The organism is Pararhizobium sp., from assembly GCF_035497515.1.
GTDB lineage: Bacteria > Pseudomonadota > Alphaproteobacteria > Rhizobiales > Rhizobiaceae > Pararhizobium.
Genome location: NZ_DATJDJ010000057.1, coordinates 1 through 13,635, shown reverse-complemented (window position 1 = coordinate 13,635; position 13,635 = coordinate 1). Strand labels below are relative to the sequence as shown.

Below are 13,635 nucleotides of genomic sequence, written 5' to 3'. Positions count from 1 at the left end.
CAAGGCTCGGCTCAGCGTCGTTTTGAAAACAGCCCCGTCGACAGGGCGACGCCGATCCCGGTGAGGGCAGCGGCGCTGATTTCCACCAGGCCGACCGTCTCGCCAAGCAACAACCCGCCTCCGAGCGTCACCAGAACCGGCGTGATCGCGGTGAACGCGGCCGCTTGCGTACCGCCCAATGCTCGCACGGCGATGCCATAGGCAAGCACGGCCATCAGCCCGGACAGAATGCCCTGGCTCATCACCTGCAGGGCAATCTCTCCGGCGGAGGCAAGGCCAAGTGCTGTGCCGTAGACCAAGGCCAGACCGATATGGATGAGGAACGACCAGAGCGCGATCACCGCTCCGGCCTCGACGGCGGTGAGGCCGGAGCGCTTGAAGGCATGCGTATAGCTTGCCCAGAGGAGCGCCGATAGCGGCAGCAGGAGGAAGCTCGTCCAGGGGATTCCACGGTTTGAAAGGCTGCCGGCCAGAAGGATGCCGGCGCCCGCGAGGATGGCGGCAAGGCCGATCCAGCGGCTCATATCCAGCCGTTCCCTGAAGACCGTCACGCCGATCACTGCCGCCGCAAGCGGCATGGAGCCGCCGAGCAGGATACCGGCCGAGGCGGCCGGCGTCGCATGGATGGCAAAGGTGGTAAGTTGGAAAAACAAGGCCCCTGAGCCGGCGACCATCAGGGCGAGTAGGTGCAGCGGAACGCCCTTCGGCAGCAAGCCGACCCGCCACCAGACCGGCGACAACGCCAGCACCGGAACGCCGTAGCGAATGAGACCGATATCGATCGTCCCGAGCGGCGTCGCGGCGCTGTGGCGGGTCGCAAGGACCCAGCCCGCCCAGATAAGGACGGTTACGGTGCCGCCGATATAGCCGACGGCGGCCGATGGATGGCTGGAACGGGCAAAAGCGGATGTGTTCATGGTCCTGTCCTTCCGGGTGGGTCACTCTCCGACAAAAAGATAGTCCCGGTAGGCAAGGCATGTCCTTGCTATTCATGCCTCCATTTTTATGATGCGAGCAATTATCCGTCCCAATTTCCGTCTAGGAAGTAAGAATATGCCAAATCTGGATAAATTCGATATCGCGATCCTGCGCATCCTGCAGGAGGATGCGCGCGCCACGAATGTGGAGATCGCAGAGCGGGTAAACCTCTCACCCTCGCCATGCCTCAGGCGAATCCGCAACCTGGAAAAATCCGGCATCCTACGTGGCTATCGCGCCGATATCGATCGCAAGCAGGTCGGTCTCGGACTGACCGTGTTCGTCGAGATTAAGGTCGGTCACCACAGTCGCGATAACGCCCTCCTGCAACAGGAGGCGCTGCTGTCCATCCCGGAAGTCACGTCCTGCTTCCTGATTTCCGGCGGCGCCGATTTCCTGGCTGAAGTGGTCGTGGCCGATCTTGCCGCTTACGAAACGCTTCTGACCGAAAAGCTCTTGGCGCTGCCGGGCGTCGCCGACATTCGCTCGAATTTCGCTATCCGGACGATCAAGACAGGCGGGGCTCTGAAGCTGCCGGAGCCGAACTGACGCAAGCCGGCGCTATGGCTTGCGAACCCAGGCATAGTTGAAGCGGATACCGTCTCCGTCATCGCCATAGAGATAGGGCAGGACGATCACCTGCGGCTCCAAGGGCGGAACACTGCCGATGCGTTGCTCAAGCCGGCTGAGAAGTCCTGGCGGTATGGGCCCTGTCTCCTCGTTCGCTCGCCAGACCATGAGGATCGGGTTTTGCGCTGACCAGGAAAAGGCCGGGCTATGGAGCGGATAGGACTGCGTGTCCACGGCAATGCCGGGCATCTGCATGCGCAGATTGCCGGCCATCAGGGCATCCCCAGCAATCACCAGGGCCGGGTCGATTTCCGGCTTCCTGACGATCTCCTCGACGAAGCCCTGGTAGGGCACGGTCAGTTTCGGATGGGTGCCCATCGGGCCGGCCGCGACGATCCGCACCACCAGGGAAGCGGGTATCAGAACCATCAGCACAAGAATGACCGGCAATAGGCGCCTGAGAAAACGGCGACCATCGATGCCAGCCGCCTCGATCTTCAGGCAGAGGTAGAGCGGCAATATGAACAGCACCGGCGACACCCAGCGGACTTTCAGTTGCGCCGTTCCGGCAAACAGCACCATGCATAAAAGAAGCACGACGAGGACGGCGAACATGGTCTCGATCAGCCGCGTCTTGCTGTTTCCGGCGCGTGGCAGGGACCGGAGCGGCCCGTCCAGAACCGCGGCATAAACGACGAGCGTCAAGGCGCAGTAGCTGGCGATGGTGACGACAAGCTCGGCAAGGCCGGCTCCGATCTGGGAAGACGTGCCTTTCTGCGCATCCGCCGCCAGCTTGGCGGCCGTGTCCTGGAAGGCGATGTCGAAATTCTGCGCGAGCCATAGACCATGCGGCAGGATGATTACCAGTGCGACGGTCGCGGTAATCAGGATGCGCCGATCAAAAATCCGCTGACGATAGAGCGGGTCGATGACGACGGCGAGACAGGCGCAGAAGCACAGGATCGAGAAATTATACTTCGACATCAGCCCGATGCCGATGCCGATGCCGATCACCAGATAGCTTGCCATTGAGGGCCGTTGCAGGGTGCGCGACAGGCCGTAGAGAAACAGGCAGGCGGCGAGGAGCGAGGCATTGGAATGGGTGAGATCGCGCTGCGCCAGCCAGCCGATTTCCGGGATGGTCAGGAGCCCCAGCGCCGCCGCCGCTGCAAGGCTCCGGCTCGCCAGCAATTGCCGGGCGGCCAGGTAATAGAGGACATAGCTCAGGAACAGGAAGAGGTTCTTGACCAGGCTGAGCGCAAACAGCGATTGCCCGATACCGTCGATGACAAGATGCTGCACCCAGTTGTAGAAGGGCGGCTGGCTGTCATAGCCTAGAGCATACCATTGGCTCATCAGGATTTGCGCCGCTTCGTCTATCTCCAGCGCGTTCGGCAGGGACAGGCGGGTGAGGAGATTGACGACGAAATAGACCCCGATCAGGAGGATGAAAGCGAGCGCCCGCGCCTCGAGCTTTTCGGCAAGGAAATTCATGCCTTCGCCTCATCGCCATCGGTGCAAAAATGCGCGCAGGCGTCCATCGCGACTTTCCTCATTTTCATACTGGCAAGGCCTTCCTGTGGAGATGGCGCGGTTCTATCATAAGGCGGCGCGCTGGCAACAGAGGCAGTGGTGTTCGCCGAAATCGTCAGGATCGTCACTGCCGGGCCTGAATATTTGACATCTTCATCCCATATGAAGTCTGTCTGCAGGGTGCAGCCGAAGGACGATGATGAAGATCAAGGCCATTTTCAATCGCGACGGCGGAACATTCCGCACCACGGACATGGAGGCCTATGGCCGCAAGGTGGAGGAAGTTTTTCGGTCCGCCGGCCATGATATCGAGATTGCCGTCGTTTCCGGCAAGGAGATGGCTGCAACGCTCGAGAAGGCGGCCGGCCGCGACGATCTCGATGCGATGCTGGCGGGCGGCGGGGATGGAACCATCTCGGCCGCCGCCGCCGTCGCCTGGAAACACGGCATGCCCCTCGGCGTCGTTCCTGCCGGAACGATGAACCTGTTTGCCCGCACGCTGAAACTGCCGCTCGATATCTGGAAGGTGCTCGACGTGCTTGCCGAGGGCGAGGTCATCGAGGCCGATATCGGCAGCGCCAACGGCCGGGCCTTCGTGCATCAGTTTTCTTCCGGCCTGCATGCGCGGATGATCCGCTACCGGGAATCCTACAGCTTCGCCTCGCGCCTCGGAAAAATCTCGGCGAGCACGCGGGCTGCCATCGGCGTCATCTTCAACCCGCCGGAATTTGATGTCGACATCACGATCGACGGAGTGGAGGAGCGCCGCAGGATTTCGGCGCTTTCGGTGTCGAACAACCATTTCGGTCGCGACACGATGATGTATGCCGACGACCTCACTGGCGGGCACCTTGGCTTCTATACGGCACAGCCCCTGAAGCCGCTCGGGGTCGCCAAGCTCGCTTTCGATATCGTCAGGGGAAAATTCCGTGACAGCACGGCCATCACCGAGATGAGCGGCGAGGCCGTGGACCTGCATTTCCCCCACAGCCGTGGCCGCAGCAATTGCGTCATCGACGGCGAACTGACGCCGCTTGGCAGCGATGTCGCGTTGCGCATTCACCCCGGCGAGTTGAAACTGCTGGTCGGCAGGCGGGAGCAATTGGCCGTGCCGCAGGGCTGATCACGCCGATATGTCGTTCCCGTCAAAGACCTGGCGCACGATATAGGGTGGCGTTTCGTTCTCGCCCGAATAGATCCGCGCCATCATCTCGGCCAGGATGCCGGTGGTGATCAGCTGGACCGAGGAGAGGAACAGCATGACGCCGACGATCAGCATCGGTCTCGTGCCGATATCATTGCCGAACAGGAACTTGTCGACGAACAGATAGACGAGGATGAGGGCGCTGATGGCACCGGCCGCAAGTCCGATCGAGCCGAAGAAATGGCCCGGCCGCGCCTTGTAGCGCATGAAGAACAGCACGGACAGCAGGTCGAGGATGACCCGGAAGGTCCGCGAAATGCCGTATTTCGACGTTCCGTGCTGGCGAGCATGGTGCGTCACCGGCATTTCGCCGATCCGGCTGCTCGGCACGACGCCGGCCACCCAGGCCGGAATGAAGCGGTGCATCTCGCCCATCAGCTTGACCTGCTTGATGATTGACGCCTGGTAGATCTTCAGGCTGCAGCCGTAGTCGTGCAGCTTGACGCCCGTGATCTTGCCGATCAGGTAGTTGGCGCACCAGGATGGGATCTTGCGCAGGAAAAGCCCGTCCTGCCGGTTCTTGCGCCAGCCGACGAGAAGATCGAGTTCGCGTTCCTCTATGGCCTTGACCATGGCCGGGATATCGCCCGGATCATTTTGCAGGTCGCCGTCCAGCGTCGCGATCAGCCGGCCGACGGCGGCATCGATGCCTGCCTGCATGGCCGCCGTCTGGCCGAAATTGCGCTGCAGCTCGACGATCTTCAGCCGCTGCCCGCCCTGCGAAAGCGCCTTGCGCGCGTTGGCGAGCGTGGCGTCGGTGCTGCCGTCATCAACCAGAATCAGTTCCCAGGGACGTTCGAAAACCGCCATCGCGGCGCGGATGCGCGCGACCAGCGGCCCGACACTGTCTTCCTCGTTATAGATCGGCACGACAAGGGACAGCTCGATCGGGGCGGCACTTGCGGCTTCCGCCAGTTTTTCTTCCAGGATAGGGTCCAATATCAAAGCCTCTCAACGCCGCAGTTCTCTCGTCCGGCTTATCGTGATAACCAGCCGTGATCCCTTAGCACCGGACGGGAAAGTAGCAAATATATGAATGTAGAAAGGGAGGCCAGCCGGGGTTCGTGGCTTGCGCGCAACCGGATGGGCATCGTCTCGCTTGCCACGGTGGGCGCCTATGCGGCCTTCGTGCAATGGGCCTGGGGCTGGCCGGTTCTTTTCCGGCAATGGGCCGAAATCGGTCTTGCACCGGTATTGATGGCGCTGGCGCTCCTGGTTTCCACCTATTTCATTCGCTGCTACCGGATTTATGATTATTTCCCGGGGGAAACCCGCGGCCGCTTCCTGCCGCTCCTGCGCGTCACCCAGGTTCACAATCTCCTCAATATCATGCTGCCGTTCCGCGCCGGGGAGACCAGCTTTCCCATTCTCATGCGCTCCGAATTCGCTATTCCGCTGACGCGCAGCACCTCGGCATTGCTGCTGATGCGGCTGCTCGACCTGCATGCGCTGTTTGCGGCGGCCGGGATCGGGCTCGTCATCGGCCGCGACGATGCCGTTTTCGCCTGGCTGCTCTGGACGCTGTTTCTTCTATCGCCGCTGGCGTTTTTTCTCTTGAAGGGCGGCATTCTTGCTCCGCTGCGCCGGCGGCTGCCGGAAAAATTCGGCCGGCTGCTTGCCGAAGCGGAGGCGGGACTGCCGGCCACTTCGCCGGCCTTCCTCCGGGCCTGGCTGATGACGCTGGTCAACTGGTCGACGAAGGTCGCGGTCCTGGCATGGGTGCTTGCGGTCATGGGCGTCGCGCCGCTTGCCGCCTGTTTCGGCGGCGCGCTCGGCGGCGAATTGTCGTCGGTACTCCCCGTCCATGCACCTGCCGGCGTCGGAACCTATCCGGCGGGCATCACCGCCGGCGCGCTGTCCTTCGGCGCGGCGAGGGGCGGCAATAGCCTCGACCTGCTCGCAACAGCCAGCGTCAACGCCCATCTGTTGGTCGTCGTCTCGGCCGTCGCCGGCACGATCCTGTCCATGCTTCTTTCGCCCCGGCGTTAATCCCTACTGGAACGAGGTTTCGAAGAAACTGCGCAGCTTGCGCGAATGCAGCTTTTCCGGCGGCATAGCGGCCAGCTTCTGCAATGCCAGGATGCCGATCTGCAGATGCTGGCTGACCTGGGTCTTGTAGAAGGCCGTCGCCATGCCCGGCAGTTTCAATTCCCCATGCAGCGGTTTGTCCGATACACAGAGCAGCGTGCCATAGGGCACGCGGAACCGGAAACCGTTGGCCGCGACGGTGGCCGATTCCATGTCGAGCGCAATGGCGCGTGATTGCGACAGGCGCTTGACCGGGCCGCGCTGGTCGCGCAGTTCCCAATTGCGATTGTCGATAGTGGCAACCGTTCCGGTTCGCATGATCCGCTTCAGGTCGTAGCCCTCGTAACCGGTGACTTCGGCCACCGCATCCTGCAAGGCCACCTGAACCTCGGCCAGTGCGGGGATCGGTACCCAGACCGGCAGGTCGTCGTCAAGCACATGGTCCTCGCGCACATAGGCATGGGCAAGCACATAGTCTCCCAGCCTTTGGCTGTTGCGCAGGCCGGCGCAATGACCGAGCATCAGCCAGGCATGTGGCCGGAGCACGGCGATATGGTCGGTGATCGTCTTGGCATTGGAAGGACCGACACCGATATTGACGGCGGTAATGCCGCCATGGCCCTTCTTCTTCAGGTGATAGGCCGGCATCTGCGGCAGGCGGGCCAATGTCAGGTCCGATTCCGGCTTGTCGGATCCGGCCAGCGTCTCGATGTTTCCCGGCTCGATGAAGGAGGCGTAGCCATTGCCGCCTTCGGCCATCTGCTGGCGGGCCCAGGCGCAGAACTCGTCGATATAGAACTGATAATTGGTAAACAGCACGAAGTTCTGGAAATGGTTGGCGTTCGTCGCCGTGTAATGGCTGAGACGGGCCAACGAATAATCGATCCGCTGTGCGGTGAACGGTGCAAGCGGCGAGGGCTCGCCCGGACCGGGCTCATAGGCGCCGTTGGCGATCTCGTCGTCGGTGGTGGTCAGGTCCGGCGTGTCGAACAGGTCGCGCAGCGGAATATCGATATTTTCCGCAAGCGACGCCTCGACATGGGCGCCTTCCTCGAAGGCGAAATGCAGCGGGATCGGCGTGGCCGATTCAGACACGGTGACGCCGACGCCATGGCTGCGGATCAGCAGTCCCAACTGTTCGCGCAGATAATGCCGGAAGAGCGTCGGCCGGGTGACCGTCGTGGTATAAACGCCCGGTCCACTGACATAGCCATAGGAGAGGCGCGAATCGACATGGCTGAAGCTGCTGGTCTCGATGCTGACCTGCGGATAGCAGGCACGAAACCGCGAGACCGGCGTTCCGGTCCGTCCCAGTTCGGTGAAGGCGTCGGAGAGGAATTTGGTATTGCGTTCATAGAGCGCAATCAGAGCCTCGACCGCCGCTGCCGCGTCATCGAACGTCTGCGGTTCGAAAGGTTCCGGCGTGGCGATGGAGAGGGCGGAAAGAGAGGAGATTCGTGTGTTCATGCGGCATTATAGATTGCCGTTTTTTACAAGCAAACGACAAGATGAGAATGCACAGGTTCGCTTGCGGTGCCGGCTTCAGCGCGGCCCGGCGAGAATGATGATCGTGCCGGCAAGGGCTAGTGTCACGCCGGTCACATCCCAGCGGTCTGGACGGACGCCTTCTACCAGCCAGAGCCAGGTGAGCGAAGCGGCGATGTAGATGCCGCCATAGGCAGCATAGGCGCGGCCGGCCGCAGCCGTATCGATGAATGTGAGCAGCCAGGCAAAAAGGGCGAGGCTTGCCATGCCCGGCAAGAGCCACCAGATCGGCTTTTCCAGCTTCAGCCAGCCCCAGAAGGCAAAGCAGCCGGCGATTTCGGCAAGCGCTGCAAGAGCATAGATGGCAAACGCGGAGATCGGCATGGTTTCCTTCCGAAGACGAGGCATAGGAAGGGAGCGGATCGAAATGCGCAAGTGCCGGAGATCGGAAGAGCTGGAAGATCTTGCCTCAGATCATCGCCTGGCGTTGCAGGGTGACGAACAGGACGAGACCGGCGCCCTGCTTGCCGATACCGAGGCCAGATGCCTTGCTGTAGGCAATTGCCCCCATCGGCGCCATCAGAATGGCCGCGAGCGTCAGCATGCGCAGAGCAGTCCTGAGTGAGCGGTTGAGGGACGACATCGCGGTTTCCTTAGAGCTTGGCCTGTTCGCAGAACTGGGCGGTGTGGGCGGTGCAGTCGGCAAGCGACCCGGCGAAGTTGCGGCGACGCTGGGTATCGGCGCTGACGGCGGCTGCAAGCATGAGTGCAAAGACGACCATGAGCATGCTGATGATGGTGAGGCGGCGGGCGAGAATGTCCATGGCTTTGTCCGTTTGGTCGGGTGTGTCGATCGGGGTTCAACTCGATGACGGAGTTTTCGCACAGCCAAACTGAATTGTGGCTGAGACCTCGGTTCATCTCCCGTTCATCTTCGCGGGGTTTCCACCTGCAATGGGGCAGGGGGCTTTTTGGTTTCCGGGTAATTTTCGGGAAATGGACGACGGCCGCGCCGTTCGAACCGGTGGACAAGGCCTATTCGCTGGAAGATGGCTGATGCTGAAGAACTGGGTGGCCGCTGGTCGGCCAAGCCGATTATCCCGCAGTTATGCGCTGGAAGGATTGAATGCGGGATCGCCCGCTATGCCACCGGGAGCAACCACCTCTTTCGACGATGGCCGGGAGTTCGATGATTTCTTTAGCCTGCAACGCTGTCACGCGACAAGGAAGCCTGGAAGACCTGCTCAACCATGCCTTTCGATGACGGAGAAGCGGCTCCGGCCACAAACCGCCGGAGCCGCGCGCAAATTACATGCGCGTCCAGGTCTGCGATTTGCACAGGACCTTGAGGACGCAGCCGCGCATTTTCAGCGCGCTGCCCTGGATCGAGGCGGACCCGCTATAGGTCCTGTCGTTTGCCGGGTCGGTAATTTCGCCGGAATAGCTGTCGCCGCCGCCGGAAAGATTGCCGATGCGCTTGCCGGCATGCTTACCCGTTTTCAGGGTAATGCAATAGCTGCCGCCGCAGGAACTGATGGCGGCGGTTTCCCCGCTCGCGGTCTTCCAGTTGCCGACGATCGGCTCGGCGCAGAAACCGGACGCGGCTGTTCCCAGCGTCAAGGCTGCTGCAACGACGAATGTACGGATCATATAGTCCTCCCTTGTTGTTGTCGGATTGTCGGCGGGCATGGTGTCCGGCCGAAAAATGCTTCTTGAGCGGCCTCCTCGCCGCTCAATGTGGAAAAGCTAGCTTACGCAGACGTAAACGTAAATACGGCCGGGAGCCTTTGCTCTGAAAAATCGCCGGCTTCCGCGGTCCCGGAACAAACGGATCAACCGTCGTCCCAACCGGCCAACCTTTCACGTGGTTAGCGATTGGTTGAAATCGGGACCTGAATTTTCCGTAAATATTGCCGCGAAAGCCAGGCTTTGAAGGTGGTGCGATGTTTAACGAAAAGCCAAGTTTACCAATCGTTTGAACTTTGTTCGTCTCAAATTAATCATGCATTTTAAGCGTGTATTGAAACCAATGGCGCATAGTCAAATCCATAAGACGAGCAGGGGAAATCACCCGGCCGAAAAAACTTCGAGGACCGAAAGCCGCAAAAGACGGCCGGCCGCGAAGGAGCCTGAAAAGGCGGAAAAACAGGGACTACGGACGTAACCAACCAGGCAAACAGGGACATAGAAAATGGCACGCTTTGACATTCAGAATGCTTCGGATGCCACGATGGGTGGCGAAAACCGCGCGGACGTCTTTTGCGAAATGGGATTGATGTATGCAACCGGGCGTGGTTGCGACGTGGATCTGGTCGCAGCCCATAAATGGCTCAACATCGCCGCGATCAAGGGTTCCGACCGCGCCGCAGCGCTGCGTGCGGATCTGGCGATGACGATGAACAAGACCGACCTCGCCACGGCCCTGCGCGCCGCCCGCGAATGGATGACGATGCATTGAAGGGGAGGAAGTAGGCAGTAGCCAATAGGCGGTAGGAAATAGGCAATAATCGGTAGACAAGAGCGGGCAGCCGGAACAGCCCTACTGCCTACTGCCTACTGCCTACTGCCTTGACGACCTCTGGCAAGGCTTCTTCCAGAAGCGCCATATCGGCTTCAGGGCCGGTGCTGATGCGGATGCATCGGTTGAGGGGCGCCACGCCCGGCATGCGGATGAAGATGCCGTGATCCTCCATCAGCCGATCGACGATCCCGCGCGCGAAGATGGCATCGCGGCCGCAATCGACCGTCACGAAATTGGTGGCCGAGGGCAGGGGCTTCAAGCCGCAGGCTTCGGCAATGCCGGCAATCCGCAGACGCGAGGCGGCGATCTTTTCCAGGACATCGGCCAGATAATCTTTCTCCGACAGCGCGGTGAGCGCCGCCGCCGTGCCGAGCCTGTTCATGCCGAAATGATTGCGGATCTTATCGAAGGCCTGCGCCGTTTCCGGCGTGCCGATGACATAGCCGACGCGGGCGCCCGCCAGGCCGTAGGCCTTGGAGAAGGTCCGGGTTCGCACCACGTTCGGCATGTCGATCAGCGACGAGATCGACGGAATGGTGCCGGCCGGCGCGGTCTCGCCATAGGCTTCGTCGAGCACGAGCAGGCAGGTTTCCGGCAGGGCGCGGGCAAACTCCACCACCTTTTCGGCATCCCACCAGCTTCCCATCGGATTGTCGGGATTGGCGAGATAGACGAGCGGCGCATCCTCGCGCCGGACCGCCGCCAGCAGGCCGGCGAGATCCTCGCGGTCGTCGGCATAGGGCACGGTCACCAGCCTGCCGCCATGGCCGGCGACGTGGAAATTGAAGGTCGGATAGCCGCCAAGCGAGGTGACGACGGGCAGGCCCGGCTCGATCACCAGCCGCACGATCTGGCCAAGCAGTCCGTCAATACCCTCGCCAATGGCAAGATTGGCCGGCGTGGTGCCGAGATGGCGCGCCAGCGCCTGCTTCAGCTCGAAATTTTCCGGGTCGTTATATTGCCATATACCGGCTGCCGCAGCACCGATGGACGCAAGCACCGCCGGTGCCGGCCCGAAGCCGCTTTCATTGGCGCCGATCCGGGCCGTGATCGCGCGGCCGCGCTGGCGTTCGATCGCCTCCGGGCCGACAAAGGGAATGGTTGAGGGAAGCGATGCGACGAGGGGGGTAAAGCGGGAAAATGCGGACATTGCTGCTGATCGAGCCTGATGTTGGATGAAATCGTCGCGAGACTAGCGATATTTGATCGCCATGGAAACCGGAACCGTCGCGGTTTTGCGATCATCCAAGGTCATTGAGCGCGCTGGCCGTCAGTGTTTTTTCGGTGCGCTTCCGGTGAAGAATTCGTGCCGCACGATCTCGTGCAGGAATTCCTCGTCGATCGGCTTGATGAAATGCACATGGAGACGATTGTCGCGGCGGTTGATTTCGGCACAGCCGATCCGTCGTTTCGTGCCGATGATGGTGAGATAATAATGCTGTGGCAGGCCGATCGTCGTATTGACGGAGAAACACGCTCCGCCCCGCGAAATCTCCAGCATCTTGCAGATGCGGGTCGAAACGCCGCCGAGCGCCGGGCGCACCGCCATCAGCGTGCCCGCCTGGCCGATGCTGAAACACTCGAAGCGCTCCTCGTAGAGCTTCGAGCGGACGACGGAATACATCGTCGAATTCTCCATTGACCCACCTCCGCTGCCGAATACCGGACAGATAAACCCAGGCGAATGCCGCCTTTGGCCTCTCTTCCCTGGAGGCTTCAGGCAGGGGGCACGATTGCATGCGGATATTGCAATCCGTTAAAGACATTTCCTAAACATTTAGGGGAGTGCGCAAGCGCGGCTGGCGACTGCCGGACCCCGGCCGGTCAGATCGCGCCGCTGGCGAAGTCCATCCTGATCAGCCGGCTGACGAAGCCGGTTTCCAGCGGCATGTTGAAGCGCAGGCCAAGCTCGGTGCCGCGCCGGTGGACCAGCGATGAGCCGATTTCCTCGCGAAACCCTTCGATCTCCAGGAAGAAGTGGTGCGGCAGCAGGATATTGGCACTGAAATCCAGCATCGCCCCGCCGATGGAGATGTGGCGCAGCAAGGCGCGATATTTCTTCTTCGTCTTCAGGTGCTGGCCGACAACGAGAATGCGGCAGGGGCGTTCGATATAGAAATGCTTGTAGAGAGTGGTCGGTTGACCAGGCTTTGCATCAGCAACATGCATCAGCATCGACATGGAGGGGCTCCGGTGGCTTGTCTTCGTAGGGTTGCGGCAATGCGGCGGCAAGCGAGTTTATCATGCCGCCCGATATGGCGTCGATCCTTGTCCTTGGCTTGCCGCCTGTCGATGACGTGTTTGACGTCGCAACCGGCAATGCCATCAACCGGCGATGAAAGGACCTGACGGCCGCAGCAAGGATAAAGACCGCGGTCGTCGCTCACAGCTCGCCTTCCTTATGTATGGCGCAAGAAGGCGGCGCCGTCGTCAACTCCGCTTCTGCAGCGCCTTCAAGGCCATCTGTCCGGCGACATGCGCCTGCAATTGGCTCGTAAACTGGCCGGAAGCGGGATAGACGACGCTGCCGCGCCGGATGACGAAGGCCCACCGGCCATTGCGGAGCTTTTCGACCACGACGTTCGTTTCGGGTTTGCTGTCTTTGTTCATGTAGGGCTCCAGATCGGTTTGGCTGCCCGACCGTTTATCGCGGGCGCTGTCTTGGCAAGACCTAGCCCGGACGCCGACGACGGGCAACTGGCAATAAAGGAGCAGCGATGTGCCTGAAGGTGTCGCGCCGACGCATGGCAGGAAGCGCGTGAGAGGGCTCATTGATAAAGGATGGTGGCAGGCGCTGCCGCGCAGCCGGCATTATATGGTCGGCCGTCTTCTCATCCACCGCGAAAAACCAAGTTTGTCGCCGCAAGGCGCAAAAACCCCTTGCAATGAAGGGCCGCTGACCTTAGTCAGGCGCTAACGGAGAGGTGGCCGAGTGGTCGAAGGCGCTCCCCTGCTAAGGGAGTATACCCGGAAGGGTATCGTGGGTTCGAATCCCATCTTCTCCGCCATCTTCCTTGTTTTTCCATTCTTCCTTTGCTGCGCGGCATCTCAAGCTGTTCTTTGCTTTAGGCGGAGCCTGTCGGGTTCGTGTCGGCGCCACATTTAAATCCGCCAGAATTGGCCGGAGCGCGGATACATGGATACGGCGATGCAGATCGGTTTACGGACTTGGTCGTCCTGTTTGCTGACGATGACCGGTAAATCGGCGCGACGTCGGATGGAACGTCGATCACTACGACGGTGAACCTCCCTTTCCGCAACCGCAATTCAACACCGCCTCGCACATGGGTATTTCAATGCATGTGTAGGGCGTGAC

Annotated in this window: 16 protein-coding genes and 1 tRNA gene; 5 read left to right on the top strand and 12 right to left on the bottom strand. The window is 61.0% G+C overall.

Annotated elements, in window-relative coordinates:
- Nucleotides 1–11: 11 nt before the first annotated feature.
- Nucleotides 12–917, bottom strand: coding sequence for a DMT family transporter (locus tag VL202_RS06445; RefSeq protein WP_325463308.1), 906 nt, complete (start codon nt 915–917; stop codon nt 12–14).
- Between the two features lie 136 nt (nt 918–1,053).
- On the opposite strand from VL202_RS06445, the gene VL202_RS06440 reads away from it, so the two are divergent.
- Nucleotides 1,054–1,527 carry an Lrp/AsnC family transcriptional regulator gene (locus VL202_RS06440; protein ID WP_056332206.1) on the top strand — a complete coding sequence of 158 codons (474 nt, stop codon included), beginning with the start codon at nt 1,054–1,056 and terminating at the stop codon, nt 1,525–1,527.
- Between the two features lie 12 nt (nt 1,528–1,539).
- On the opposite strand, the gene VL202_RS06435 is transcribed toward VL202_RS06440, so the two are convergent.
- On the bottom strand, nt 1,540–3,042 hold the full coding sequence (locus VL202_RS06435) for a glycosyltransferase family 39 protein (RefSeq protein ID WP_325463307.1): 1,503 nt from the start codon (nt 3,040–3,042) through the stop codon (nt 1,540–1,542).
- 238 nt (nt 3,043–3,280) lie between these two features.
- Between VL202_RS06435 and VL202_RS06430 the strand changes: the two genes are divergently transcribed.
- A complete protein-coding gene (locus VL202_RS06430) occupies nt 3,281–4,204 on the top strand; it encodes a diacylglycerol kinase family protein (RefSeq protein WP_325463377.1) in 924 nt (307 codons plus the stop codon).
- Here VL202_RS06430 and VL202_RS06425 read toward each other — a convergent pair whose 3' ends face one another.
- Entirely contained in the window at nt 4,205–5,224 is a 1,020-nt protein-coding gene (locus VL202_RS06425; protein ID WP_325463306.1) for a glycosyltransferase family 2 protein, read from the bottom strand.
- A 93-nt stretch (nt 5,225–5,317) separates the two neighbouring features.
- Between VL202_RS06425 and VL202_RS06420 the strand changes: the two genes are divergently transcribed.
- Complete coding sequence (locus VL202_RS06420) at nt 5,318–6,274, top strand: lysylphosphatidylglycerol synthase domain-containing protein (RefSeq protein ID WP_325463305.1); 957 nt, start codon at nt 5,318–5,320, stop codon at nt 6,272–6,274.
- A gap of 3 nt (nt 6,275–6,277) precedes the next feature.
- Here the strand turns inward: VL202_RS06420 and VL202_RS06415 are convergent, their stop codons facing one another.
- The 5 genes from VL202_RS06415 to VL202_RS06395 all read right to left on the bottom strand — a co-directional run bounded on the left by VL202_RS06415 (nt 6,278) and on the right by VL202_RS06395 (nt 9,448).
- Nucleotides 6,278–7,780 (bottom strand): AMP nucleosidase, encoded by a 1,503-nt coding sequence (locus VL202_RS06415; RefSeq protein ID WP_325463304.1) that lies wholly within the window; start codon nt 7,778–7,780, stop codon nt 6,278–6,280.
- 75 nt (nt 7,781–7,855) lie between these two features.
- Nucleotides 7,856–8,176, bottom strand: coding sequence for a YnfA family protein (locus tag VL202_RS06410; protein ID WP_325463376.1), 321 nt, complete (start codon nt 8,174–8,176; stop codon nt 7,856–7,858).
- 91 nt (nt 8,177–8,267) lie between these two features.
- Nucleotides 8,268–8,441, bottom strand: coding sequence for a hypothetical protein (locus VL202_RS06405; protein ID WP_200952153.1), 174 nt, complete (start codon nt 8,439–8,441; stop codon nt 8,268–8,270).
- Between the two features lie 10 nt (nt 8,442–8,451).
- On the bottom strand, nt 8,452–8,622 hold the full coding sequence (locus VL202_RS06400; RefSeq protein WP_156392574.1) for a hypothetical protein: 171 nt from the start codon (nt 8,620–8,622) through the stop codon (nt 8,452–8,454).
- 484 nt (nt 8,623–9,106) lie between these two features.
- Nucleotides 9,107–9,448 carry a DUF2147 domain-containing protein gene (locus tag VL202_RS06395; protein WP_325463303.1) on the bottom strand — a complete coding sequence of 114 codons (342 nt, stop codon included), beginning with the start codon at nt 9,446–9,448 and terminating at the stop codon, nt 9,107–9,109.
- A 541-nt stretch (nt 9,449–9,989) separates the two neighbouring features.
- Between VL202_RS06395 and VL202_RS06390 the strand changes: the two genes are divergently transcribed.
- Entirely contained in the window at nt 9,990–10,256 is a 267-nt protein-coding gene (locus VL202_RS06390; RefSeq protein ID WP_037107012.1) for an SEL1-like repeat protein, read from the top strand.
- A gap of 88 nt (nt 10,257–10,344) precedes the next feature.
- Here the strand turns inward: VL202_RS06390 and VL202_RS06385 are convergent, their stop codons facing one another.
- The 4 genes from VL202_RS06385 to VL202_RS06370 form a co-directional block, all read right to left on the bottom strand.
- Entirely contained in the window at nt 10,345–11,469 is a 1,125-nt protein-coding gene (locus tag VL202_RS06385) for a pyridoxal phosphate-dependent aminotransferase (protein ID WP_325463302.1), read from the bottom strand.
- 120 nt (nt 11,470–11,589) lie between these two features.
- Nucleotides 11,590–11,958 carry a hypothetical protein gene (locus VL202_RS06380; protein ID WP_056332192.1) on the bottom strand — a complete coding sequence of 123 codons (369 nt, stop codon included), beginning with the start codon at nt 11,956–11,958 and terminating at the stop codon, nt 11,590–11,592.
- 185 nt (nt 11,959–12,143) lie between these two features.
- Nucleotides 12,144–12,500 (bottom strand): PilZ domain-containing protein, encoded by a 357-nt coding sequence (locus tag VL202_RS06375; protein WP_056332191.1) that lies wholly within the window; start codon nt 12,498–12,500, stop codon nt 12,144–12,146.
- 249 nt (nt 12,501–12,749) lie between these two features.
- Nucleotides 12,750–12,929: a hypothetical protein gene (locus VL202_RS06370; RefSeq protein WP_056332189.1), complete on the bottom strand. Its 180-nt coding sequence runs from the start codon at nt 12,927–12,929 to the stop codon at nt 12,750–12,752.
- Nucleotides 12,930–13,237: 308 nt separating this feature from the next.
- On the opposite strand from VL202_RS06370, the gene VL202_RS06365 reads away from it, so the two are divergent.
- Nucleotides 13,238–13,327, top strand: a tRNA-Ser gene (locus tag VL202_RS06365).
- The last annotated feature ends 308 nt before the right edge of the window (nt 13,328–13,635 follow it).